At 54.0% G+C, this 25,301-nt stretch carries 23 protein-coding genes; 11 read left to right on the top strand and 12 right to left on the bottom strand.

The genetic code is table 11. The annotated features are described in order from the left end of the window. The first annotated feature begins 79 nt into the window (after positions 1-79). The 3 genes from HXY34_03230 to HXY34_03220 all read left to right on the top strand — a co-directional run bounded on the left by HXY34_03230 (position 80) and on the right by HXY34_03220 (position 2,169). Entirely contained in the window at positions 80-553 is a 474-nt protein-coding gene (locus HXY34_03230; GenBank protein NWF95132.1) for a hypothetical protein, read from the top strand. A gap of 51 nt (positions 554-604) precedes the next feature. Further along, positions 605-1,252 (top strand): hypothetical protein, encoded by a 648-nt coding sequence (locus HXY34_03225; protein ID NWF95131.1) that lies wholly within the window; start codon positions 605-607, stop codon positions 1,250-1,252. Between the two features lie 113 nt (positions 1,253-1,365). Next, entirely contained in the window at positions 1,366-2,169 is an 804-nt protein-coding gene (locus tag HXY34_03220) for a YIP1 family protein (GenBank protein ID NWF95130.1), read from the top strand. Positions 2,170-2,172: 3 nt separating this feature from the next. On the opposite strand, the gene HXY34_03215 is transcribed toward HXY34_03220, so the two are convergent. Beyond that, complete coding sequence (locus HXY34_03215; protein ID NWF95129.1) at positions 2,173-3,069, bottom strand: geranylgeranylglycerol-phosphate geranylgeranyltransferase; 897 nt, start codon at positions 3,067-3,069, stop codon at positions 2,173-2,175. Between the two features lie 113 nt (positions 3,070-3,182). On the opposite strand from HXY34_03215, the gene HXY34_03210 reads away from it, so the two are divergent. Genes HXY34_03210 through HXY34_03200 form a run of 3 tightly spaced genes read left to right on the top strand, consistent with a single transcriptional unit; the run spans position 3,183 to position 5,875 of the window. Beyond that, on the top strand, positions 3,183-3,686 hold the full coding sequence (locus HXY34_03210; protein NWF95128.1) for a hypothetical protein: 504 nt from the start codon (positions 3,183-3,185) through the stop codon (positions 3,684-3,686). A gap of 18 nt (positions 3,687-3,704) precedes the next feature. Beyond that, entirely contained in the window at positions 3,705-4,541 is an 837-nt protein-coding gene (locus tag HXY34_03205) for a TIM barrel protein (protein NWF95127.1), read from the top strand. Continuing rightward, the gene (locus tag HXY34_03200; protein ID NWF95126.1) at positions 4,538-5,875 is read left to right on the top strand and encodes a methyltransferase domain-containing protein; all 1,338 of its coding nucleotides are present in this window, start codon (positions 4,538-4,540) and stop codon (positions 5,873-5,875) included. Before HXY34_03205 ends, HXY34_03200 begins: the two co-directional genes overlap by 4 nt. On the opposite strand, the gene HXY34_03195 is transcribed toward HXY34_03200, so the two are convergent. After that, positions 5,872-6,678, bottom strand: a complete 807-nt coding sequence (locus tag HXY34_03195) for a hypothetical protein (protein ID NWF95125.1) — start codon at positions 6,676-6,678, stop codon at positions 5,872-5,874. The genes HXY34_03200 and HXY34_03195 overlap by 4 nt on opposite strands. Positions 6,679-7,030: 352 nt before the next feature. Continuing rightward, on the bottom strand, positions 7,031-8,005 hold the full coding sequence (locus tag HXY34_03190; GenBank protein NWF95124.1) for a transcription initiation factor IIB: 975 nt from the start codon (positions 8,003-8,005) through the stop codon (positions 7,031-7,033). Positions 8,006-8,391: 386 nt separating this feature from the next. On the opposite strand from HXY34_03190, the gene HXY34_03185 reads away from it, so the two are divergent. Continuing rightward, entirely contained in the window at positions 8,392-10,302 is a 1,911-nt protein-coding gene (locus tag HXY34_03185; protein NWF95123.1) for an arginine--tRNA ligase, read from the top strand. A 14-nt stretch (positions 10,303-10,316) separates the two neighbouring features. On the opposite strand, the gene HXY34_03180 is transcribed toward HXY34_03185, so the two are convergent. Continuing rightward, entirely contained in the window at positions 10,317-11,705 is a 1,389-nt protein-coding gene (locus HXY34_03180) for a TldD/PmbA family protein (GenBank protein NWF95122.1), read from the bottom strand. Then, positions 11,668-13,053 carry a TldD/PmbA family protein gene (locus HXY34_03175; GenBank protein NWF95121.1) on the bottom strand — a complete coding sequence of 462 codons (1,386 nt, stop codon included), beginning with the start codon at positions 13,051-13,053 and terminating at the stop codon, positions 11,668-11,670. Before HXY34_03175 ends, HXY34_03180 begins: the two co-directional genes overlap by 38 nt. A gap of 462 nt (positions 13,054-13,515) precedes the next feature. On the opposite strand from HXY34_03175, the gene HXY34_03170 reads away from it, so the two are divergent. Beyond that, positions 13,516-15,084: a hypothetical protein gene (locus HXY34_03170; protein NWF95120.1), complete on the top strand. Its 1,569-nt coding sequence runs from the start codon at positions 13,516-13,518 to the stop codon at positions 15,082-15,084. 33 nt (positions 15,085-15,117) lie between these two features. On the opposite strand, the gene HXY34_03165 is transcribed toward HXY34_03170, so the two are convergent. Beyond that, on the bottom strand, positions 15,118-15,735 hold the full coding sequence (locus tag HXY34_03165; protein NWF95119.1) for a Snf7 family protein: 618 nt from the start codon (positions 15,733-15,735) through the stop codon (positions 15,118-15,120). 152 nt (positions 15,736-15,887) lie between these two features. On the opposite strand from HXY34_03165, the gene HXY34_03160 reads away from it, so the two are divergent. Then, positions 15,888-17,102, top strand: coding sequence for an AAA family ATPase (locus HXY34_03160; protein NWF95118.1), 1,215 nt, complete (start codon positions 15,888-15,890; stop codon positions 17,100-17,102). 3 nt (positions 17,103-17,105) lie between these two features. Continuing rightward, positions 17,106-17,858, top strand: coding sequence for a hypothetical protein (locus HXY34_03155; GenBank protein ID NWF95117.1), 753 nt, complete (start codon positions 17,106-17,108; stop codon positions 17,856-17,858). A gap of 80 nt (positions 17,859-17,938) precedes the next feature. On the opposite strand, the gene HXY34_03150 is transcribed toward HXY34_03155, so the two are convergent. From HXY34_03150 to HXY34_03135, 4 genes are all read right to left on the bottom strand, one after another. Beyond that, on the bottom strand, positions 17,939-18,679 hold the full coding sequence (locus HXY34_03150) for a hypothetical protein (protein NWF95116.1): 741 nt from the start codon (positions 18,677-18,679) through the stop codon (positions 17,939-17,941). A gap of 96 nt (positions 18,680-18,775) precedes the next feature. Beyond that, positions 18,776-20,134 (bottom strand): aspartate--tRNA(Asn) ligase, encoded by a 1,359-nt coding sequence (aspS, locus tag HXY34_03145; GenBank protein NWF95115.1) that lies wholly within the window; start codon positions 20,132-20,134, stop codon positions 18,776-18,778. 660 nt (positions 20,135-20,794) lie between these two features. After that, on the bottom strand, positions 20,795-21,226 hold the full coding sequence (locus tag HXY34_03140) for a hypothetical protein (GenBank protein NWF95114.1): 432 nt from the start codon (positions 21,224-21,226) through the stop codon (positions 20,795-20,797). A 13-nt stretch (positions 21,227-21,239) separates the two neighbouring features. Beyond that, positions 21,240-22,253, bottom strand: a complete 1,014-nt coding sequence (locus tag HXY34_03135; GenBank protein NWF95113.1) for a hypothetical protein — start codon at positions 22,251-22,253, stop codon at positions 21,240-21,242. A 710-nt stretch (positions 22,254-22,963) separates the two neighbouring features. Here HXY34_03135 and HXY34_03130 point away from each other — a divergent pair. Beyond that, on the top strand, positions 22,964-23,293 hold the full coding sequence (locus HXY34_03130) for a hypothetical protein (protein NWF95112.1): 330 nt from the start codon (positions 22,964-22,966) through the stop codon (positions 23,291-23,293). 62 nt (positions 23,294-23,355) lie between these two features. Here the strand turns inward: HXY34_03130 and HXY34_03125 are convergent, their stop codons facing one another. After that, positions 23,356-24,705 (bottom strand): aminotransferase class III-fold pyridoxal phosphate-dependent enzyme, encoded by a 1,350-nt coding sequence (locus tag HXY34_03125; protein ID NWF95111.1) that lies wholly within the window; start codon positions 24,703-24,705, stop codon positions 23,356-23,358. Between the two features lie 203 nt (positions 24,706-24,908). Then, entirely contained in the window at positions 24,909-25,277 is a 369-nt protein-coding gene (locus tag HXY34_03120) for a hypothetical protein (GenBank protein NWF95110.1), read from the bottom strand. Positions 25,278-25,301: the final 24 nt, after the last annotated feature.

Raw genomic sequence — 25,301 nt, 5'->3', positions numbered from 1 at the left:
GCAAAGTCCATGCACACTCGTCCAAGTAATACTTCAGTTCATGAGTCATTGTCCGCTGTCTGTATACTGGAGATGCCAAGTGACATTCAGAGGACACGAAGGCGCACCGACTGGACCATGGACGGGGCCCGAATCACAGCCCAGGTCTCAATATCTGAATCTAGCCCCCTTGAAGGGCGTGCTTGAATCGGACCCGGTTCGCTCAAAAGTACTGCGGCTCTTGATAGAGGATGGAGGATGGGTCACCACCGCGGACTTGTTGCGGGTAGCCAGACAGGTACGTCCAATAGTTGGCGCAGTCACTGTCGGCACGATTCTAAACGGTCTCAACGAACTGGTAGCCTCAAGACTCATACTGAGCAGGTCCTCTCTGTCATCTGGCTTCGACTGGGCCGAATGGAGAATCAACCCGGAGCTACTCAATCCGACAAGGAAATTGCTCCAGATGATCGCACGTACCAGAGCGCAGACGGAGCTGGGTGGTGAGTCACAACCGGGACCGAAACGATTTGTGGATGCATTTGACTCCAAAGGTCTACCCAATTCTGAGTAAGTAGTGTTCTGTGAGTAAGCTTTAAAAGGGAGGCTTGGTGACCCCGACTCCATGACAATCGAGAAGGTTGAAGAGGCTCAACCCATGGATTCGGAGGAGTCCCATCTCTCACCGAACGAGAAGTTGCTGAACGACATCAGAACACAGAGACTGGTTTCAGGGGCGCTGCTCGCCGGACTCTCAATAGCAGTCAGCCCGATAGCAGCTCTAATCCCAAGAATCCCGGGATGGGGTATTGCCTTCTTCGATCCGGTCTCCATATTCTGGATCATCGGCCTACTTCTCGGTGGACCGTATGTTGGCGCAATCTGCATAACCGCAGGCACACTGGGGCTCTTCTTTTTCGATCCAACAGGGATAGGACCCATGTTCAAGTTCCTGGCTACGCTGCCATTGATGGTGATGGCATATCTTGCGGTTAAGACCAAGAAGCCCTCAGAAGGCCGGGCACTCTCAAGACCAGAGCTTTATGGTGTGGCCATGATTGCCGGTTATCTGATCAGACTCGCAATCATGATTCCGCTCAACCTGCTTATCATACCCATATTGATGCCATTCCTGACAGTCAACCCAGGCTGGGAGGTCTATATCATCGAGTACGTGCTGATTATCAACACCACAACGAGCATATTCGACGCCATAGTCCCATTCGTGGTCGTTCACAGAACACCGCTGTTCGAGAACTTCAGGATGTGGTAGAGCGCGTCTGTTGAAGGCAGGAGGGGGACACGCAACAGTCAGAAATGGCTTAAATACAAACGCAGGCAACAAGTAGTTTGGCATTGCATCACCAATGCCCGAGTTGATAGACAGTGCGTAGATGTGTCTTCTGTGACAGTCCCGTACCTGCAGATGCAACAGTCTGTCCCGTCTGTAAGGAGAGCATCGCCGAAGAGACGCTAGAGCGGATACTCCCCATACTCAAGAGGCCCGAAGCACCGGAAATGCGTGCGATGACTCCAATCAGCAGGATATGGGGGGTCATAAGGAGACCCGCGACAACCTATCGCGACATCGGAAGAAGGCCTGAGATGACAGGACCCATGATGATAATCATGGTCAATGCAGCACTCATGGCCCTAGTCTTTCTTACTGTGTCCTCCAAGTTCACAGTCAACGTCAACGTGAATGGCACCATTGTCGAAACCAACGTCTTGCTGAGCGGATACTCAACACCATTTTGGGGAACAGCCCTTGTCTCAATCATTCCCAACATGCTGCTCGGTATCATCTACCTTGTCTTCGGATCCATGTTTGCTCATCTTGCGTTCAAAATCACTGGAGGAACCGGCAACTTTCGAAAGACCGGGTCTATAGTGGGCTATAGCATGGTCCCCGTGATTGTTGTTCGGTTACTCGCAGTAGTCGTCATCGCCGCGGCAATGCCAGGACAGAACATAACTAGCCTGAACGCATGGTCGCAGATAGTGGAGAGCATATACACATCGAGCGTGTGGGTGATAGTCGACTACATGACAACTGCAGCGTTCTTCTGGGTCGGCTTTGTCCTCATCTTTGGGATACGGGAGGCACATGACACCTCGACACTCTGGGCCATGGTGGTGTCCGCACTCTGTATGATTGTACTCATCTGGACCTTCTGGCAAGCACACTAGGTCTCACGGTGCGAAGAAGATACCGTAGAGCGGAATCACGACGAACGCGATGAGCCCAACCAGTGCTCCGACCTTGTCCAGCGTACTGCCGATGAGTAGTCGTTTCTTGTCCGCGGGGCCAGTCATGGGAGAGACTGCTGCACCAATCACAACCACGGACCCGACTACCATAAGCAGCCACAGGTCCCAACTGGCGAAACCCAAGAACCAGACGAGTGCATAGCATACGACGCCAATGACGTTGAACAGCGCCGCAACTGCTGCTGCGACACGGTGGCCATGGACTCTAGCAATGGTGCGTACGTCTCGAAGCGTGTCACCCTCCACGTCCTCTGCTCCTTTGATGGTCTCTCTGGCCTGAAGTATCATGAAAGCGGTGACAAAGAAGAGCCAAGTCGGGAGAGGTATTGACAGCACGCCAGTCTGCTCTCCATATATGAAAGAGCCGTATATCACTCCGAACGCAAAGGAAAACGCAACCATGAAGTTGCCCGCAATCCCAAGCGTCTTGACCTTGGCCGCGTACGCGTATCCGACCAGTATGAAGGTGATGACAAGCAGTGCACCTAGTACTCCATTCAGCAGGGCTAGGACAATGCCCAGTATGCCCAGAACCACTACGTAAGCCCACGCCTGTCTGACGGTCATACGGCCGCTTGGAAGGACTCTGTGAGGGCGGTTGATACGGTCAACCTCGATGTCAAAGATGTCATTCACGACGTTTCCGCCAGCAGCAACGAAGAAGTAGGTGAGGTACGCGATAAGCAGGGTCAAGTAGTAGTCCGCATATACACCAACGGGGCTGACGTAGAATGCAATGGAGATTCCAGATATGACCGTCAGACCGCCGATTAAGCAGTTCTGAGGACGGATTATGCTGAACAGAGCTCGTGCATCCACTGTCGTGACACCCGTCCAAGTCCTCTCTGCGCATGATTAAAGCGTTTCGAGAGCCGAAGCATTGAACCCAAGCACTCATATGCAATACAGCTCCGCCTAGACTCGGATGACTCATGATAGAGAAGATGACTCGCGAAGACCTGCTCAGACTTGTAGACATGTATGCAAAGGCATGGCAAGCCATGGATGGCGCATACTTCCTGAGCATCGAGCAGGCATATGGGATGGAGGCCGCCATAGAGATGGACAAGGCGGCATGGCGAATCTTCTCGCCCATAGAAGCAAAGAGGATCATGAAGGAGTTCGAGATACCCGAGAACGGTGGTCTCAAGGCACTAGAGAGAGCGCTCGGTCTGCGGGTCTATGCCGTGCTCAACGAGCAGACGACCGAGTGGAAAGATGACAGGACGCTAGTCTTCACCATGAAGGGCTGCAGAGTTCAGACTGCAAGAAAGAGGAAGGGTCTGCCAGACCATCCATGCAAACCAGTCGGAATGATTGAGTATGAGGAGTTCGCCAAGGCAGTGGACCCCAGAATCAAGACCAGATGTCTCTTCTGTCCACCGGACGACCATCCCGATGACGCGTACTGCTCATGGGAATTCACACTCCAGTGAGTCAGGGGGTGACAGTGGGTGTACTTCGGTCCGTCGGGATACCCTGAGGAAGCAAAGGGCAGTGCCGACGCCGTCTTTGCCTTGCTGAGAGACGCTGGGCTAAACGCTCTCGAGTATGCTGCGGTCTACGGGTTGCGAATCAATGAGGAGAAGGCAAGGTTGGTCGGTGATCTCTCCAAGGCCACAGGCGTTCAGATGAGTATGCACGCGGCATATTACATCTCTCTTGCATCAAAGGACCCTGCTATCAGAGAGAGGTCGAAATACAGGCTTGTTCAAGCGCTCACGTTTGCGCCCCTAATGAACGTGAAGCGAGTCGTCTTCCATCCCGGTACATACGGAGGACTAGACGCGGAGTCAGCCTTTGTAACGGTGAGAGATGCCCTGAGCGAGGTCTGGCACACAGCGGGGAAGTCTGCACATGGGACATTCCTTGCACCTGAAACTGCAGGCAAGACAAACAACTTCGGCTCGATAGAGGAGGTCATCAGACTCTGTTCTGAACTAGAGTATTGCATCCCCACCGTTGACTGGGCACATCTATATGCAAGGACGAAGGGCGAGATGGGAGACAGCCGCAGCTACAGGGAGGTCCTTTCGTTACTTGAGGAGAGCCTCGGAGACAGGTTCCTGAAGAACATGCACTTCCATGTGAGCGGGATTGTATATGGGGAGAAGGGCGAGAAAGAACACAGACCGCTGGGTGGAGAGTGGGGACCGGACATACTGCCGCTTATCCAGTTGTGCATGGAGAACGGCTACAACCCGACGTTCATATCTGAGACGCCTGAGCCTATCGAGGGCGCACTATACATCAAACACTTGGTGGACCAGCTGGAGAGGTCTAAGCAATGACAGACTACTTGTTTATCCTCGGCAAGAACTGGACACTCTCCATAGCTGAGCTGCTTGTGTCTCTTGGGGATCTCCGTATCGACTTCAAGGTCAAGGACTACTCTCGAACAAGTGTGGTCATAGAGACAGACCGCCAGTTCACAGACGAAGAGCTTGTGGAGATTCAAGCGGGGCTTGGCGGCTGTTTCAAGACAGGAAGAGTAGTCACGTCTTATGAACTCGGCTTGATCCTCAGAGCTTTTCCGAGAAGAGGAAGAATCGTGAAGGAAGCTCGAGAGAAGTTAGAAGAGTGTTCATGGCTTGGAAAGGTCTGGCCCCGACCAGCAGGGGCAAGAATCAAGTATGGCGTCAGCACATATCCCGCTGCCAAGGACTCTCCAGTCGACCTTGGAAAGCTCACCCTAGGACTGGATGAGTTCATCAAGAGGCGACTGACCCAACTCGGTGCCAAGAAGGCCTCATACTATGCATATGAAGGTCCGGACAAGAGAAAACCGGAGCGCCCAAGCACTGCACTCTGGCCTCAGACCATCGCTCTTCACAGTCTGCTCGTCCCTCCGAATGCAGAGATTCTGGCGGCCCTGACAACCGAGAGGATGTATCTTGCAAGGACCATTGCCGTGTATGACTCGTTGTTTCAACGGCACCGGGATGAGTCACGGCCATACATCTCAGCTCAGATAAGTACAAGCCCTAAGCTCTGCAGAACACTGCTCACTCTCTCAGGGGCAAAGCCCGGCTGCACTGTACTTGACCCGTTCTGCGGCACAGGGACCATCCTCATGGAGGCAGCTGTCCTTGATATGAGGTGTATAGGTGTGGACAACTCGCACGATGCGGTACAAGGCGCCCGGAGGAACATGGTGTGGCTTGCAAAAGAGATGGGTGAACAACTCGTCTTCAGAATAGAACACGGCGACGCCAGGAAGTTGCCAGAAACCGTCAAAGAACAGGTTGATGCTGTCGCCTTCGAACCCGACCTGGGACCAGTCTACGAGGAGGCTCCAAGTCGGGAGGAGGCCGAGAGTTCCGTTGCTCAACTGACCGAGCTCTATAGGGACTGTCTGGTCAGTCTGCAGTCCGTCCTCAGACCAGGGGGCCGGGTTGGTATGACTGTCCCGGTGGTCGTGAGCAAACAGGGACCGGTCCTCGTGAATCTTGACAAGATGGTGGAGAACACCGCCTTCACAGTACACACACTTCTGCCTCGCGAAGTCTTTCCGGACTCTGTGAAGAACAGGGAGGTTGCTATAAGACCAGAACGTACAAGACTCCCGGAGAGAAAACGCGGACAGATCGTCCAAAGAGAGGTCCTCATGCTGGGCTTGGATTAGAAGAGGTATCGAATCACGTCGTCAAGTATTGCGTAGGTCTGCAGCCGCTGCATGTCACGCTTGACATATGGCATTACGCTGTCGAATACCATGTCGCGGAATGCATCCCGTCCGACTGTCTTCCGGGTCGTATCGGCAACTAATAGAAGAATGTGCTCCAGTGCCGCGCGCAATGCGTGATATGGGACTCTTTGTGCTTCCGGGTCAATGGACAGTACTTCCACCCCGGCTTCATCTATGGGCACCCCTCCAACGAAAGGGTATGTCTCAGCCAGTGGCCGCAACGAGTCCTCAATCCGTCTTACAAGCTCTTGACGAGTCTTATTGTCCGTCTTGACCTTCATGATAGCACGGAATAGGTGGTTGTACACCTCCAGACAGTCCATGGACTTGCCGATGACCAGAGCGTCACCTGCGACCTCATACTGCGACACCAGCTCGTCGAGAAACCTGCCAAACTCAGTGAATGAATTCTGGTCACCGTGCCAGACCCGGAGCACATGGTCTACAGTCTGCCCTTCGGGAATGAAGTTCTTCTGAAACTCATCCATTGCGTACTTCAGGAGGAAGCGGATGTGCCCGGTCCGGGCCTGCTTGGACACGACCATTACGAAGAGAAGCTGCTCGGTCTCATCCCACACGTATCGACTGGTCTGTGTATCGATAGTGCGAAGGGACTCGTTGGATGCCTTGTCAATGAATGTGTGCGTAGCACTGAGAAACGGTGCTATCAGATCCATGTCAATCTCTATTTTCTCATAGGTGCGGGCAACCAGCGCCATCCCTCTGGTTCGATCAATCAACCAGACACCCAGAATGGAACGCTTTGTGGACAGCTGCCTACACCCGGGTGCAAAGTCCACACCAGACAAGATAAGGCTATTCTGGACTGGGGTGCGTGTCTTGCGCACGCCAGCTGGAGTCATCGAGGCATGAATAGGTCCGTGATGTGCTGACGGTGGCATTTTGAATCGTGCTCAGCACACTCAGTCATTCCACTGCGGGACTGGTATTGCTCAGTGTCCCTTCCGAAGCGCGCCATGACTCATGTCACTGTATCGGCAGTCCGCAGGTCTGGATGCCCGTGAGTATCACTCTGAGCCATGCAACGAAAATGGAGGGCGGCCCGAACAGTATCGGGTCGCCTTTTTGGTACTACTCATTGGTAGTGATTCCAAGCTTCAGGACGATTTCCTTGTAGCGATTCCGCACTGTCACCTCAGTGACTCTGGCTGTGCGAGCTATCTCAAGCTGGGTGCGTCTGGCACCTGTGAGGATACTTGAGATGTATATCGCTGCAGCGGCCATGCCCTTTGGGTCCTTCCCTATCGTGAGCCGCTCTTCGCGTGCCATGTTCAGTATGTCGATGGCCTTCTTCTTGGCCTCCCCCGGCAGATTGAGCTCAGTGCCAAAGCGATGAACGAACTCAATCGGGTTGGAGAAGGGAATCTTCAGATTCAGATGGCGAAGGATCAGTCTCACACAGAGGCTGAGCTCTTTCCTTGTGATGTGAATCTGATCAACCACCTCTTCCAGTGGGCGGGGGACCTGATGAATACGACATGCCAAGTACAGTGATGCCGCAATCATTCCCAAGATAGTACGACCACGAGTCAGGCGCTTCCTCAACGCCTTTCTGTACAGCACCGCGGAGGTCTCACGAATCGAGTAGGGTATACTGAGCTGAGAGCTGATGCGGTGAAGCTCGGTCATGGCTACAGCGAGATTGCGCTTGTCAGAGGAGTGCACCTTTGTTCGAATCTGCCACTTGCGCAGACGGTGAATCTGCGCTCTGCGAGTTGATGTCAGTTTGCGTCCTGATGCATCAACGTTCTGCCGTCCGATTATGGTCGTCAGACCTTGATCGAACTTGCTCCAGTCTGTCGGGCCTCCGACTCGCTGTCTTGCATTCTGCTCGTCAGCAGTGAAGGCACGCCACTCTGGACCCATGTCAATCGAGTGGTCGGACAGAACAAGACCGCAATTCGCACATGTTGCTTCGCCACGGGATACGTCAATGAAGATTTCAGTGGAGTTACACGCAGGACAGACGTAGCCGGGGGGACTGAGGCTGTTGTCAACGGTTCTTCGTGGTTTTTGTTGTCTGCTGGCCAGTGCAACCATCTCCATGCAGGCCCGTCGATGATCACTGATCGATCAGAGCTGTCTAGGAACCTATGCGAGATGTCCACCACGGCGCATGGCGGACAACGTTCGTGACGCGGAAGCGGGGAGAGTTCTCTGATGAGAGAACACTATGCCCAATCAGCAAACATAAATAAGGGTTTGCACGGTTTATATACAATAGATAATAAGCCAATTGAGAATTATAGGGCTAACGATTCCGTACAGACAGACGACAAACGTAGCACCTTTTGATAAGCGGAACGGAGAGCAGCGAGCAGAAACAAGCATGTCCAGAAGGGGCCGGAGTCTGGACCAGAGACTCCTAACAAGCATCGCATCGTTTATGAACGGTGAAGTCGCAGACGACAGCCAGCAAGGTGACCAGAGCGGTGCGGACTGAAAGTTCGAACAACCCTTGGAGAGACGTGGTGAACTCTGCGGTCAATGTGATAGCGGAGGCTACATCACTTGAGACAGAGGCGGTTGAGAGCGCATTGGAGGTGCCACCAGACCCCAGTCTTGGTGACATCGCCACGACCGTTGCGTTTCTGTTGGCCAAGAAGCTGAAGAAGAACCCTGCAGTCATAGCCAAGGATGTGGGCACAAGGCTTCAGTCGCTGTTAGTGAGTAGGCCGCTCTTCTCCAGGGTTGAGGTAAGCGGACCCTACATCAACCTCTTCGTGGACCGGGGTGTCCTGACCGAACTCACAATAGGTGCTGTGACTGCCCTCCAGAACAGATATGGCCACACGGACACATTCAAGGGCAATAGGGCGCTGATAGAGTCACCTGCAGTCAACCCTTCGAAGCCATGGCACATAGGTCATGCCCGCAACGCCATCATCGGCGACTCTCTTGCCAATATCCTGGAGGCCACTGGCTATGAAGTACTCAGGATTGACTACATCAACAACCTGGGGTTGCAGATAGCACAAGTCGCTTGGAAGCTTCGCAGGACAAAGAAGAAGAAAGGGAAGCAGAAGTACGACCACTATCTCGGAAAGCTGTATGTTGAAGTGCAGGCCGAATACGAAGGGGACAAGACGGTCGAGGAGGGAGTACGTCAGATATCCAGAGAACTCGAGGACCCCTCCTCAGAGATGTCCGCATTTGCAGAAAAGATGGTCTCAGAATGTGTGAGAGCGCAGAACCAGACATCGTATCGGCTTGGAATATACCACGACTACCAGATCTGGGAGAGTGTCATAGCGCACAGTGGGCTTCTGGAGTCAGCAAAGCAGGAACTGCTAAGACATGACTTCATTAGCATGCCACAAGAGGGGGACAAGGCAGGCTGCATCGTCGCCAACCTAGAGACAATTGAAGAGTTCAGAGAGATGAAGGAGACCCAGAAGATACTCTTTCGCTCTGACGGCACAAGGACATATACCGGTGCAGACCTCGTATTTCAGATGTGGAAGTTTGGCATCACCAAAGACCCGTTCCAGTACGAACTCTTTGAGATGCAGCCGAATGGCAAGCCCGTCTATCGTTCAGTACTTCGAGGAGAGAGACACGACCTCGGTCAGTTCGACTACGTGTTCAACGTCATAGCCTCTGGACAGGCGCACCCCCAGAAGCTGATCTATACCCTTCTCGCACTGATGGGGTATAAGAAGCAGAGTGAGAACTCCCGTCATATTGCATACGAGTTTGTCGGACTCGAAGAAACAGCATTCTCGGGCAGAAAGGGGACGTGGCTGGGCCACACCTGTGACGAGGTGCTTGACAAGGCCGAGGAGCTTGCCAGAGAAGAGGTCGCGAAGCGGAACCCGGATGAGGACGATGAGTTCAAAGCCCGAGTTGCAAGAGAAGTCGCAGTTGGTGCCCTCCGTTACTTCATGCTGAAGGCATCACCAGAGAGGAAAATCACTTTCAGATGGGGAGAAGTACTTGACTTTGACGGTGACACGGGGCCGTATCTGCAGTACTCATACGCTAGGGCGCAGAGGATATTGGAGAGAGCTGAGGGGGAAACACTGCCAATGCCGGACTTTCGCGCTATCAGCTCCGAGGCCGAGTTCAGCCTTGTGAAGGCCATTGCGCGGTTCCCGGATGAGGTGCTGGAGGTCGTCAGAGGAATGAGGCAGAGTGTCTGGGGTACGTCTTTCACTTCCAACAGAATAGCGGCGTATTGCAACGGACTCGCCACACTCTTCAGCAAGTTCTACGACACCTGCCCGGTCCTCAAGGCAGAACCTCACGTGGCAGCAGCCAGACTTGAGCTGGTCAAGGCATTCAAGACAACAATGGCGAACTGCATGGCACTCCTTGGTATACCGGTAGTAGACCGTATGTGAACAGCGACCATCTGCTAGCCCGATGTGACCTTCGCTGACTCGATGACTATTGAAGGCGATATTACGTCTGGCGTCGATCTCGTGTCAGCAGCCACACGAGTGACACGCATCAGAAGGTCTCTCATGTTGATTCCAATCAGTGTGCCCTTCAGAGCATGCTTCAGTTCTCCATCCTCTATGTAGGCACCCTCCATAATCATGGCACTGAGGTCGCCAGTCGTCATGTTTGGTCTGTCACCCGTCTGGCGGCAGAGGACACCACGACGTATCTCGGAGATGAGGTCTTCCTGACTGCCTCGCCCCTGCATCACAACAAGATTGCTGGGGGCGATTCCCGGCACACCTGCATAGGAAGCACGGCTGGCATTTCCGGTGTTCTCCACCGAGTCCTTTGCAGCGGTGTACGAGTTGTGGAGTAGACTCTTCAGGACCCCAGAGGACAGAAGCTCAGTCTTCTGAGACGGATAGCCCTCGGCATCGAATACTCTGGACCCCAACGCGCCCGGAAGGAATCCGTTGTCAACGACATGAAGCTCAGGAGCGGCAATCTCCTGACCGAATGCATCACTAATGTATGAACGTCCGTACTGCACCTCCTCGGCATTGACAGCCACACCAAAGCCGTCGCCCAGAACAGCACCAACCGCAATGGGGTCGAACAGAACGGGCATTTCCCCGCCTTCGATCGTCTTTGCTCCGAGATTCCGAAGCGCATTCTCAGCCGCTGATGAGCCAACCCACTCCGGGTTCACATCCTTCAGCTGCCGTCCAACCTGAAACTCGAATGATGATGTCTGGTCATTGCCCTCCTTGATTACTGGAGAACTGAATACCGAAATGGAGGTGTCTGTGCCGCTCACTCGCACACCAACCGAGTTGACTATGGCTACCGTGCCGCTTGACGCATTCAACCGTGCTTCTATCGCAACGTTCCTTCCTTCAAGACCGGACTTGGTGGCATCCACCATACGAATGATGATGTCTGCAGCCTCCTCGGAACTGAGCTCAGCAATCCGCTTGTCGTAGAGACCGGGGACCGAGGGATACTTGCCATCATATGAGGGAAGACTCACGAACTGCGGATCTTCGACAGACGCCCGCGCAAGAGCATAGGAAGTCCGAACAGCCTCCAGAACATCATCTCGCTGAAGTGTGGTGACGTATGCGAATCCGATGCCCTTTCCTGCCACGGTCCTGACACCCACACCGGCATCGCGTCGCTCCAGTGCAGTCTTTATGGAGTTGTTCTCGACCTCAATCGTGAAGGATCTAGAGGCCGCAAGATAGACCTCAGCTTGGTTTGCCCCCAGACGGTTGGCCTCAGTCAGCGCCAAGTCACCAACAGCAAAGAGATCCGTCGCCAATTCAAACACCTCCGACGGGCACTTGCCGAATCCTGGCATGTGGCCCACCGCTCATGTCTGGTACCGTCTGACCATTCTTTCCACAGGAGCCCGCGTCCAGATGAAAGTCCTTCGCCACCGCATCCACCTTGGCCAGGACCTCAAGGATTTGACCAGCAAGGGAGACGTCCCGAATGATTTGCCCCCTCTCACCGTTCTCTATGAGGTAACCATGCGAGGCTTGAAACATGAACTGACCCTTGGAGGGGTCTGTGTAGCCATAGTTGAAGTCGCATAGAATCATGCCGCTCTTGGTGTCCTGAATCAGTTCATCAACATCCCAGTCACCGGGCTCCATGAAAGTGTTGCTCATCCGTGGAATGGGAACTGACATGAATGACTGAGCACGGGCCGCTCCATTGGGCTCCATCCCAAGGCGAGATGAGGTCTCAAGACTGTGTAGTAGCTCGGTCAGCACACCATTCATGACCAGATGTCGCTTGCGTGTCTTCGTGCCCTCCCAGTCATACTCGAAAGAACCACGGCGACCCGGCAGAGTCGGATCGTCACTCAGACACAGGGTTTCCGGACCGACTTGTGTACCCACCCGGTCTTCAAGTACAGTGGCATGCGCAGGCCAGTTGTCCGCCTCACACGCATGTCCAAATGCCTCATGGACCATCACTCCATTCAGTACCGGGTCCATAATCACATCACTTATCCCACCCTTTGCAACTTTGGAGGATAGCAGCTCCACTGCGAGCTGTGCGGCTTCCTCACCCACATGCTGTGCTTCCGGTGTACGCATGACCTCGAAACCACCACGGAGTCCAAGAGTCTTGTGACCCCCCTGTCGACTAGTGCCATCTTTGGCGGTGGGAATGGACGAGACCCTAGGCAGCGCATTCTCAAAGTAGACTTCTGTGCCCAGTGAATTGGCCACAAAGACCGTCATCCACAAGTCGCTATACACTGTGCGCGTCGTCACTATCCTTCTGTCGAAGTCACGTGCTTGGTCATCAATGAACTTTGCAAACGCCACTCTGTCCTCAATGGGGATGTCCGCAAAGTGGGTCATGACACGATAGTGTACACGGCCCCTAAAGGAGGGCCCATCAATCCGGAACTTTTCCGACGCACGCTTCTTTGTGACGGAGGCCAGTCTTGCCGCAGAAGCACCGGTCTCCCTCATGCCGCTAGGTGTGAGCTCTGTGGTCTGAGCAAAGGCCCATGCCCCTTCAACAAAGGCCCTGACTCCCGCACCCTTGAAGTGGGATGCAAGAGATCGTTTCGTGACTCCATCCACTATCTCTATCATTGTGGAAGTGGAGTCTTCAATCCTTATGTCAGCGAACTCCGCACCAGCATTGAGGGCAGACTCCACTGCAGCTCGCGCAAGCTCTTCCATAGACCTCACAGTTCGAGGACGCCGTGAGTGAGTTATAACATCTTTGAACCGGACAAGAGCCACCATCCACGCGGACAGTGACCACTCAATCGCATGTCCATCCATGCCGGGAACACTGATTAGTCCCAGACATGCGTGCAGACAGCGAAGACGGGTGGAACGGACGGGAGAGCATCGAATCTCCCTCTGTCAACCTAATGATGCTCTGACGCTATGAGTGAGCTGGCAACGCCAACAGGAGCCTAGAGATTCACGGACCTGTCATATGGGGGTTTATATATTTCTTTGCAGAGGCCTCTCAACTGAGGTCAACTCGACACTTCAAAAGGCCTCGAGGAGTGACCCCAATGCCGTTTCTTGGGAGTGACAAGATTCCTGTGTCCAATCTTGTCCATCTCGCATTGAACGGTCATTCTTGGACAATGATACCCACTGAACAGAAACAGCCCGGGAGGACATGAGGTGAGACAGGACCCTTCTTCACAGGTATGCGCGTCCTGCAAGGCGACAAAGGCAACGCACATGTGTGAGGAGTGCGGCCAGCTTCTGTGTCTGGACTGTCTCACAACCCGCTCCAACGAGTTCTATGTGTGCGGAAACTGCCACGCCAGTCTCGGTACTGTTCAGAATGCCGAGAAACCTCGAAAGTGTGCCGAGTGCGACTCTGAGAACATCAGTACTGGAAAGCACATCGAAGAGACCTGCCCACAGTGCCACTCCACAAGGGTGCTGGAGATAGAAGAGAAACGGAGAAGGCTGGGGCAGGACATGAAACGGGGATTCATGTCAATCCAATACGGTCATGTGAAGCTAAGGGAGTTCAGCAACAGACTCACCATGGCGAAGAGAATGCTTGTCTCCCTGCGCATGGCGAACTTCCTCGCTTTTCGTTGGCTGGAAGACAAAACAGAGAAGCTTCAACAGGAACTGCCCGGCATCAAGAGCAGAATAGTCAATCAAGCTGACACATCCGCAAGGCGCATGGCCGCAGAGACCAAGGGTCTGATGAACCAGTCTGAGTGGAGCGTGGATCAGTTTCCATTCATCGAAGGCATAGTGAGCCGTCTTGCAGACATAGGCAATCAGTACAGACAGTCAGTGGACGAAGCACTTGAGAGCTGTTCACGTGAACTCACAGAACTCACGACTCAGCTCGAAGGACTAGACTACTATAGAAGGGAGTTTGCGAGCTTCTACGAGTATTCGGAATTGCAGGTGAACGAGCTTCCTGTGTGTGCACTGCCTGAAATCAGGATAGTGGGTAGCGACTTTCTGAAGACAGACAAGGCGACCGGTTGCCTCTATGTGACGAACAAGAGGATTCTGTTTGTTGCCGCGACTGGGACCATCCGAAAGAAGAGAGAGATTGTCTTCGACTTTCCCCTTCTCTACCTCACATCAATGGGAGAAGATGGCCGTCTGAGGAAGCGGCTTGTACTGAAACTGCGCCAAGGCGAGATACGAATCGCCTGTGACGAACACACTCAGAGAGTTATCACAGACTACATCGAGATTGCCAAGAAGTTTGACAAGTACGTTCAGAGCGACCTGCAGAGGGTGAGAAGGCTCGAGAAGAACGATGTGGGTGTGAGCGACGCAAGGCTCAAGATTGAGGAGCTGGTATACTCGCTTCTGTTGCCCGGTAGAAGACAGCAGCAGACGAAAAGCACTGGCGGAGTACACAGAGATACTCTCGGGACAGGTAGTTCGGACATATATCCGGCGGCTGGACAGGTCCCGAGGACTTCAGCAGCCCCACCATTTGCAACAGACTCTGAAGAGGACATGGAACCCGGACGGGTCTACAACCGAGGGGGTCGGTGGGACGGCCGTGACACTCCGGAGATCAGACGCCTGCGGCGCGAGCACGAGGAGATTGGTCGGGCCCTCCAAGACACGGTGGAGGATCTGAAGAGGGGAAGGGTAGTCACGGAGGAGTTCATCAGGAGATACAGGGACTTGATGCGGGAGTCCTACATCAACAGGCGTATGCTTGAGTACCTGTCGCGCAGTTCCAGGGACTTCGCATGACTCTCAGGACGTCTTACTCGGACGTAGTGTCAATCACACACCCAGTTCTCGCTCGAGCGACTTTATTGCCTCTTCGAGCTCCTCAGCTTCGGAAACCGGTCGTGCCGCGACCGGTGCGGCCTCGCCCATTCCTGCGGCAGCATCTATCTCAGCCATTGCAGCGGAGAGGTCTTCCGAAGACACCTGCGACCCGCTGGCCATGTCGAATGCTTCGTCAGTGATACCGCTCTCTATCTCGAACTCCTCAAGACGTCGAGTGATCTCATCGAGGTTCTCCACCACTTTGGTGGCATCTGTGCTGGTTCCAATGATGCCCAAGATACTTGCCACTTGGTCCAGCGCCATCGTTGCACGAGCAGTCGTCTGTGCGCGAGTCAGATGCGCCAGGATCTTCAACATCTGCAGACGCGATCTGTCCACACCAAGTGCGTATCTTCTGAAGCGAACCATCTCGGCGGCGTACATGCGATACGCCTCGATATGGCCCTCCTTCCTTGCCTTAACTGCGCGGGCCTTGTTTTCGCGTTCCTCTTTCTCCAGTCGATTCCTCTCCCGCTCAAGCTGTTTTGCGAGGACTCTGAGCTGGCTGCTGACTTCTGCTGCATCGGGTCGTTTCCTTCCCCATGTGAACGCCTTCTTCACGGACTTCAATACTGCGCCATCTCCAGCTGCTCAAGTACAGACCATCAACTGCGGATAAACGTTTAAAGCTTCGTGGATTAGGGATGGGGGAGGAAACGGGAGATTCGAACAGCATACCGAAGTTCTTAACAGATTGCATTCAGTCTTAGAGATGAACTCTGATGTCTGACAGATTGGACTTGGGTCTCAAGGCCTTGCTGGAGAAGGCAGTGGAGCTTGACAATAGGGGAATGAAGAAGGAGGCCTGCTCATACTACCTGAAGGCGAGCAGGATACTTACGAAGATGTCCAAGTCTGCATCACTGCCAAGTGTTCAGAAACACTACCTTGACAGGGCACAGGAGTGTGTGGACAGGGTAAGGTACCTGTCTGGGATCAAGAAGAAGAGCAGCACTACACCGGACGGGCTTAGCAGTCCCCCGGATGTTGTGAGTGCGGCTCCAGCTGCAAGGCGTGAGGCGGCACGGAAGGGCGTTGAGGAGGAGGATGAGGAGTCCAAGCGGCTTCAAGACATGCTTGCAGACACGATAATCACCGAGCGACCAGATGTGAAGATGTCAGAGGTGGCAGGACTGGAACATGCCAAGCAGGCAATAGCAGATGCGATAGTCACACCGATGAGGCATCCGGAGCTGTTCAAGGGTAAGGCCAGACAGCCATGGAGAGGCATCCTGTTCTATGGCCCTGCGGGATGCGGAAAGACCCTCATCGCCAAGGCAGTGGCATCCGAGGTGGACGCGACCTTCTTCAACGTCTCAGCTGCCAACATTGTCAGCAAGTGGTTGGGAGAGTCAGAGAGACTTGTCATGACACTGTTCGAACTCGCAAGGAAGAACCAGCCCTCTGTCGTGTTCATAGATGAACTCGACTCTGTTGGTGGTTCAAGGTCAGGGGACGATGTGGGAGGCGAACGCAGGATGAAGACCCAGCTTCTCACAGAGCTCCAAGGCGTGGCGAGCAAGCCAGAGGACAGAGTCACAGTGATAGGCGCTACAAACCTGCCGTGGGAGCTGGACTTTGCCCTCAAGTCACGATTCGAGAAGCGCATCTACATTCCTCTTCCTGACAAGGCCTCGAGGGAGGCCATCTTCGAGATACACATGGAGGAAATCGAAGTGTCACCAAGCGTCACTTTCTCGGAACTGGCAGACCTCACAGAGGGCTACAGTGGGAGGGATATCAGCGTGGTCTGTCGTGAGGCTGCCATGGAGCCTATAAGAGAGCTGCAGAGGTCCGGACGGATGGACGACGACAGCGAGATACTTGACCTCCGGCCTGTCGACAGGGAGGACTTCCTTACAGCCATTGAGAGCATCAGGCCTGCTACGCCACCCGAGGACATCAAGAGATACATGGACTGGGCAGAGGGGGCATAGCCATTGGCAGTCAAAGAGAGACCGCGAGCGAAGAAGGATGTCAAGGCGGAGTCGAAGGACGTGGCAGAACTCGAGCCTGAGGTCGAGGTCACTCTTGAAGAGACCGAGCACACTCCAGAAGTGGTCGTCAGAAGGACTAGAACCGCCGAAGTGACCTCTGAGACACAGGAGGCGTCAACCTCAGAAACAACCGGCCAGAAGGTCAGACCACGCACCGTGCAGACGCGGGTTGAACCTGAACCACCTCTGCTGTTGCCATCATGGGGGACATCAAAGGACTCCGAATGGATGTACACAATTCCTTCTAGAAGAGAAGATCTCGAGCTGTGGGCTGAGGAGTGGGCGGACTTCTTGCTGAAGTGGAGCCAGAGCAGGAGGCTCCACGTAGTGTCAGTCGCAGTCTTTCTTGCAGAGATGCCGTTCAAAGACATCGTAGGGAAGTCAGATGCATTCAGGATTCTGGGTGACAGGCTTGTGGACCAAGATATGGCGGAGTGGTGGGACAACAAACACAGACAGCTCAGGGTGTACTGGCGACCTCTGGAGGACTGGGCGGACATGGTCTATTCGTGGTCGCTCAGGACCGGCTCAGTCCTGATTGATGTTGGGACCCTGATAGTACAGGAGTACGATGAGGAGTTCGGGACGCTGCCTGAGAGAGACCTGCACCGCGTGATGGACATCCTTGTGTCCACGAAGCGCGCTGAATGGGTGGACCAGAAGAGAGGCGCGGTCAGATTAAGAGCCGGGTACTGACCCGCGTCTGGAGAGCCACGACAAAGTGACGCCTAATGCTCAACTCTGCAACCAAGTGGCAGTCAACAGCGTGTGCTGAGTCATGTTGTCGTGTCATCACGCGCCTTGAGTCCGGGGAAGTGGTATCGGCCCCCAGTGCTGAGACGCACGTTGGCGACTGCCATCCCCGCATCTACAAGGCTCGTGAGAACCTGTCGAGCATGGTCCTCTGACCACTTGAGCTGCATCATGACCTCTTCGATGGTCACAGAGCCTCTTGTTGCAGCGAGGTTGATGACTTCAGCTTGGTCCGGCCCCAGTTCAAGGGGACGCAGTTGGACCACCTTCACTCCACCCCTGAGAGTCCGTATCCCTGGGATGAGCCCGTGTTCAGCCACGCGATTGACAGCCTCAATCACGTCGGCATAACGGACGTTCTTGTACTGAGGGAGGCGCTTCACCACTTCGACTATCAGCTCAGCAAGCCCCATAATCCCCTTTGAGGAGTTGGCGGTCGCAACATCAAGTGCTGCAAGGCCTATCTGGTCGTAGTAGCGTTCCATGTCAACTGACTGGGAGGCCGTGTCTGACCGACCCGAACTGACCTCGATCAGCCTTGTGGCCTCGGGAAAGCACTCGGGAATCCGTTCACCCCAAAAGAAGGAGGAGACGTCAAGACCATCCCGGCGAAGGGCATCAATACTCTCCGCAATGTCTTGGAGGAGTGCCTCCGACTCCCGCCGGAAGGAGGACACATCCACAACGCCCATCTCGTACATCTTCTTGAGCTGGTCAAGTGTGGCAATCGATGCGTAGAGATTGGAACGGAGTCGGTCACTCATCTGGAGCAGTACCTTCCTCTCACAGGATGTATGGGAAGGCGTCAGGCGTCCTTTAAGGGGTAGTATTACATGCCTTGGTCCAAGGAGTTCGTACAACTATGGTGTCAGACGCTCGCGGTCGCGTGGGAGCAACACTGCCTCACGGATGTTGTCAATCCCCAACACCTGCATGGTCAGTCTCTCTACACCCAGACCCAGTCCTCCGTGGGGAGGTGCGCCGTATCTGAATGGGTCTATGTAGAAGCTGAAGTTCTCAGGGTTGTAGCCCTTGGCCTTGAACCGCTCGACAAGCAGGTCGTGGAGATGAATACGTTGACTGCCGGTGGTTATCTCCATTCCCTTGTAGGTGAGGTCAAAGCTCTCCGTCATGCCCTCGTCAGTGAGGCTTGGCATGGTGTATGCAGGTCTCAACTCCAAAGGGTAGTGAGTGATGAAGACCATGTCTGTACCGAAACGCTGAGGGAACAGCTCACCAAGTATGCGCTCGCACTCGGGGTCCAAGTCATCTCCTATCTTGACCTCCTTACCCTCATCTCTTAGCATCTGTATCGCATCCGCGTACTTGATTCTCTTGAATGGAATCTTCGGGACATGGAAGTCCACTCCCAGTAGCTCTAGGTCCGAGGCTGCATGCTTAGCGGTCTTTTTGAATGCGTGATGGAGCATCTGTTCCTCCATCTTCATCACATCCTCCACTCCAGATATCCATGCCATCTCGAGGTCGAAGGAGGTGTACTCATTGACGTGGCGACGTGTGTTGTGTTTCTCCGCCCTGAAGACCGGAGCAATCTCAAACACCCTTCCGAAACCAGCGAGCAACATCAGCTGCTTGTAGAACTGAGGACTCTGGGCAAGGTAGGCACGTCGCTCGAAGTACTTGACCTCGAAGAGATTGGCACCACCTTCTGTGGCCTCTGCTACCAGCTTCGGCGTATGAATCTCAACGAAATCATTGTTCTCCAGAAACTCGCGAGCAAACCTCACGAGTGAGTGCTGTACGCGAAAAATCGCATTGACCTTGGGCTTGCGTAGATCTATGATTCGATGATTCAGACGCGTATCAAGGTCAACATCGACCTTGCCCTCCACAATGTCTATTGGCAGTCTGTCAGCATTATTGATGATCCTAACGGAATCGGGGATGACCTCAACACCTGACTCGACCTGAGAAGTGGCGACCACTGTGCCACGCACCACAATCACAAACTCACTTCGAAGACGCCCTATGGTCTCAAAGACCTCCGGCCGCACTTTCTTCTCGGGAACTGTGACCTGTATTGTCCCATGCTCGTCGCGCAGAATCACGAACTTGATCCTGCCCTTGTCGCGGAGTATGTGTACCCAGCCTACAAGGACGACCTTCTTTCCTGCAAGCTCAGGCCGTACTTCGTTCGTGAAGTGCGTCCTTGTCTCACTACCTAACGGTTCAACTCCTGCTCTGGTGTAGAAGTCCATGCGTCGCGCCTCTTGTCTTGAGGGCAGTCCCACTTCGCCAGCGATAAGAGGCTTTTGGATGGAGGACCTCCCGGACCCGTGTGCGGATAGATAGGAGGACCAAGGCGGCTCATGCTGAGTGCCTTGGTCCGATGAAAGGGAATCACGCGGGTGTGCCCGTCAAGACGTACATCGTCATCCTTCTGTCCTCTCGGTGCGGCTCTTCTCTTATTAGACCTAGTCCCTTCAGTCTACTGAGACCATAGTTCACGGTCCTAGGTGGTAAGAAGGTCTGCTCAATCAAGTCCTGCCGGGACATCCGGCGATGGAACTTAAGAAGAACGTACACGAGTTTCGCGGAAGGAGGCAATGCTAAGAAAGAGCGTCTGACAAACATGATTCCCCCATTGGGTCATCACCATCTGTGCATATTACCTCCTTTTAGTAATAGGACGGGGCACTCGCGTGAACTGATAAGTGTTTGTGTCCGGGAGAGTCTGTTGCATAATTCATCTGTTCACCCAGATGAGCTGCAGGAGTCGCTGATTGTTTTGGTCACCACTTTCACGGGCATCTCCGCCTACCTTCGGCCATCGCCCCTTGGCCTCGGGACACCATGTATCGCCTCTTGAACCAATCCCAAGTCAGCTGCAACACCTCCGGCTGCTTGACACATCGGCATCAGACTCTCTTTCGCCTCAGATAGAAGTAGGGCCAGGCTTCTAGATACGCGAAGCCAACAACCATCACGGAGAGGAGTCCCAGAATGAGAAGAAGGATTTCTGGCGGAAGGTAGGTTTCCGGTTGAATCGCTGTAAGAAGAACTACAACCACGATGACGGATTCCATCAGGACCAACTGACCTATTCCTGACCGTATGGCTCTCCGCTTGACGAGGGCCACGTCCAGATAAAGACGCCCGTCTTCGGTCGAGGAAACCCACCAGCCTCCGCGTACAAGACGCCTTATCGATGACTCGCGCACATGCACACGTTCGACTATGCTTGCTAGCTCAACCGCAGAGCCGGGGCTAGTGGCGCCAACAACATGGAGATGCTGTATGACCGGATTGCGTTCCTTTCGATAATGATATAGAGAGTACCCGAAGCTCATGGAATCCACCCACTCATCCGAACAGTGTTGTCGCTTGGTCGTCGTTGTCCTGCAGGTCGCTCAGGATGCCTAGAAGCAGTGCCAGTACTGTAAGAGCTGTCGCGATGTTCGCTAGCCATGTCAGCCAAGGTGTGCTTGCACTGGTCACCAACACACCTGCCTTCCATGCATTATACCACGCCACCGAGATGATGACGTAGTATAATAGTGCCGGGAATATTGGAAGTACGGATGCGAGAAACGCCAGAAATGAAACCGCTCCGGAAAGCCAGCCAATGCATAGCAGAACTATATTGGTGAGGTTCTCCAGATATCCTACCGCCAGCATCAGTCCGACAGCTCGAATCGTTTCCTCTTCCAGCGCCCACCCCATTCCAGCGCCTGCAAGGAGTGAGATGACGAGGAAAGCGACTCCGACAGCCGCCCAGAAGATCTCGTTGGGCCCAAGACCAAGCGGCAATACCTGATTGTTGCACACCCTCTCCAGTGTCGACTCAAGCGATGCCATCAGAACGATTCGAGCAGCATCGACATCACCATGGAAGAGGTGGATGTGCATAGCAGTCAAGCCAGCTAGGAGTCCAGCATCAATCACTCCGCCGACGACCGAGCTCCTTGGGACTGTGCGCTCAAGGCTTGGAAAACGATCAAGGAGTCCTGCAGAGTGGCAGGACATGACGTATTGCCTTGTTGCCGGCGTTAGACCCATGAACTCACGGAAATAGTCCCAAGTGACAAGTCCGGACTGCGTATGGAGTCCGTCAGGGTTTCCGTGGCATACCCACACAACATCGACAATGGCTCTCAGTAGTACAAGGCGTCCAAGCAGGCTGAACGGGTTCACGACTATGGCACCCGGTAGGAACTCGGCGAGTTGAGAAACACCCGCGTCGGTCGCAGCGTCGTGACTCAGAGGTGCAATCACAGTGTGGACCACCGGAACCAGTGTCAGCGGAACCACACTCATTGATACTACCACAGTCAGTGGCAGCACTGCTAGCAGTGCTAGTCTTGTATCCCTTTCCATACGACTCACCTCCTGTGGGCTATCAGTGTCTATGCTCAAGTTATTCATAAGCATACTGCCCTTCAGGAGCCTGTTGCATAATTCAGCTGTATTCCCAGAAGAGATGCAGTAGTCGCTGTGCGTTGTAGGCGATGACCTTCAGGAGCACCTCTGCAGACCGTGGGTCATCAATCGACTCTCGACCTGAGTGTACCACCGTATCGCCTCTTCAATGCCGAGTGGCCCGACTCGACCATGCTCTTCATGCCGTGGTCGTTCTGCCTCATCCACACCTCAGGGCTCTCCATGTACGACCAGAGAGGCTGTGCGTACTCCCTGCATCCATGGGCTCAGCCCACATATCCGCCCTTCGGCTTCAGCACGGGTCGTGTTGCCCCGGGCAATCTAGGAGACGCTAGCCCGTGATAGCAACACAGTCTGTCACCGAGTACTGGCTTCAGCGCGCTTGTGCCGGTCAGCTGGATGAGAGGTTCCAGATGAGGTATATCACCTCGTAGTCTGTCATTCACTCGTGCTGTGACGAACATCAGCTCTCGGCGTCGAGGAGGAGGCAGAAATGAAAGCCGGAGAGAACTGCACGCACTCTTAAATAGAACCACACCCCATTCGTACCAACCTCGCGGCGGCCAGGACGCGGTCGTCAGGAGTCTATCAGTGGAGTCCGGAGCCTCGAGGCAAGCAAGAACAAGTTAACCGGAGAAGAAAACAGAATGGCAAACGACTTTCAGAAGGCCGGTCAGCTGCTCGTTACACTGGGCGGCATAATCGGTCTCCTATTGGGAATACTGTGGATTGTGGGCGCGCCCTTCTTGCTCTGGGTCCCATTCAACATGGGTTTCCTGAGCAACATCATATGGGGCATAGTAGCCATCGTGATATCGCTCATCATACTGGCCACCAGTGGAGTGATTGACATCAAGTCCCTCAAGCTCCAGAAGAACTGGCTCATCCTTCTCATACTGGGCATTATCCTCTACTTCCCAGCGGGGCTCGCAGGGATCATTGTCATCATCGGCGCCATACTGATGGCGCTCAAATAGACGAGATGGGCCGTGCATCAGAAGATGCACGACCTGTTCTTTGTCACCACCGGCAGGTGAGCCTACTTCGGAGTCTGTTGAATGCCTTCTTCCAGTCGACTCACCGCGTCATCAATCTGCTCACGGGTTATGACGTAGCTTGGAGTGAATCTGATGCAATTCTGACCTGCGCCCAGAATCCACAGCTTTTGCTTTTTCACAAGCGTGTGGACGAGCTGGTTCCTGAACTGCACAGCCTTTGTCTTGGTCTTCTTGTCCTTGACGAACTCGACACCCACCATCAAGCCAAGTCCACGAACGTCCCCGACGACCTCGTACTTGTCCTTGAGTTCGCCAAGCCGCTTCAGCAGATATGCTCCATTCTCTGCATTCTTCTTCATGAACTGCATGTCCTCGAGATGTTTCAGGACCCAGAGAGAGAGAGTTGCCATCTTGGGCTCTGCGGAGAATGTCTCCGAGTGTCGGCTTGCAGCAGTGTACATTGGAGCGGGCCCGATGGATGCGCCCATCGGATAACCGCCACCAAGTGCCTTTGCCATAGAGATGAAGTCCGGTACAACACCGTGGTGTTCGATTGCACAGAACTTGCCGGTCCTGCCCATGCCGGCCTGCACCTCGTCGGACATGAAATACGCACCTGCCTCCTTGGTCACCTCATACATGCCCTTCACGGCCTTTGCAGGAGGCACAATGAGACCTCCCTCGCCGCATAGTGGTTCCATGACCGTGGCCGCTATGTCATTACCCTCGACCTGAAGAGCATATCTGAGGGCCTCAACACACTGGAGGTTGCAGTCCTCAACATCCTGTCCATAGGGGCACCTGTAGCAGTACGGGTAGTATATCCGAGTCACATCAACACCCTGTGGATAGCCGTTCTTGTGACGACTGTTCGATGCCGTGAGCGACAGAGCATATCCGGTCCGCCCATGAAAGGCAGGCAGAAAGGCCACGAATCTCTGTTTGCCGCTCAAGTCCATGGCAGACTTCATGCATCCCTCAACTGCACGACCACCCGATGTGGTGAAGGTGACACGCTTCTTGTGGTCGCCAGGAGTCATCTTGGCCAGCTTCTCAGCAAGCAGAGTCTGAGGAATGGCATCGAAGTCCATCCCGGGCATCTCTCGTTCAAGATCGTTGATTCGTATCTCAAAGTCAAGTAATGGGGGATACCTCAGACCGAAGGCACGCACAGCCACCCCCCCTGTCATGTCAAGATACTCTGTGCCCTCGATGTCGAACAGCTGCAGTCCTTGACCTCGTGTGTGATCCAAACAGCCGTATATCTCACGCTCTTGCGTGGTTATGGCCAGAGCCTCTGCTCCACGCTTCTGCCAATACTCGTTCTTCAGCATCTCAGGAGTGATGCTAAAACCAAGTTCCCGGAGAATGTCGATGTGTTTCTGTTCCATAAGACGCACCATCCCATACTCGGCGAGCCGCCCTGAACTGAATGCACATTATATAATCTGCGATGGAACCAAATCTCAAAGGAACGAGGAGCAGTTGGCAAAGCAGCCTGCAGGACGCTGGAGGGAGGACTCCGCTCCAGGCGTCCCACACACTCATAGAGACTTGACGAATCAGCACTAGCAAGACATGACAGAAGCGCAGTTCAGCCCTTCGTCATAATGAGAATGCCTGCAATCATTATCATCAGTCCCGCGAGCGTGCCCACATTCATCAACCAGCCGATGATGTCAAAGCTAAGCCCACGTATGACTATGACGATTGATATGAAGCCGAAGATGGCAAGGAGAAGACCGTTGCGTCTTATCTTCCAGTAGATGAATCCACAGGCATCCAATGATAAGACAGCCATAACAATCAGCACAATTCCCAGTACAGCTGTCACTACGCCATTAAAGTCGCTACCAGCTGCAGCATTTAGGCCCTGAATCGTCATGTTAAGGCCCAGTATGATTAGCACGATTGCACCGAGGACTGTGTAGCCCTGAGCGGCGCCTTCAGCCTTTGTACCCATGAGTCACACCTTCTCGGGACTCGA

This window comes from Candidatus Thorarchaeota archaeon (genome assembly GCA_013388835.1).
Lineage (GTDB): Archaea > Asgardarchaeota > Thorarchaeia > Thorarchaeales > Thorarchaeaceae > JACAEL01.
Note: the sequence above shows the minus strand (reverse complement) of the source record. Positions and strands in the feature narration are given on the sequence as shown.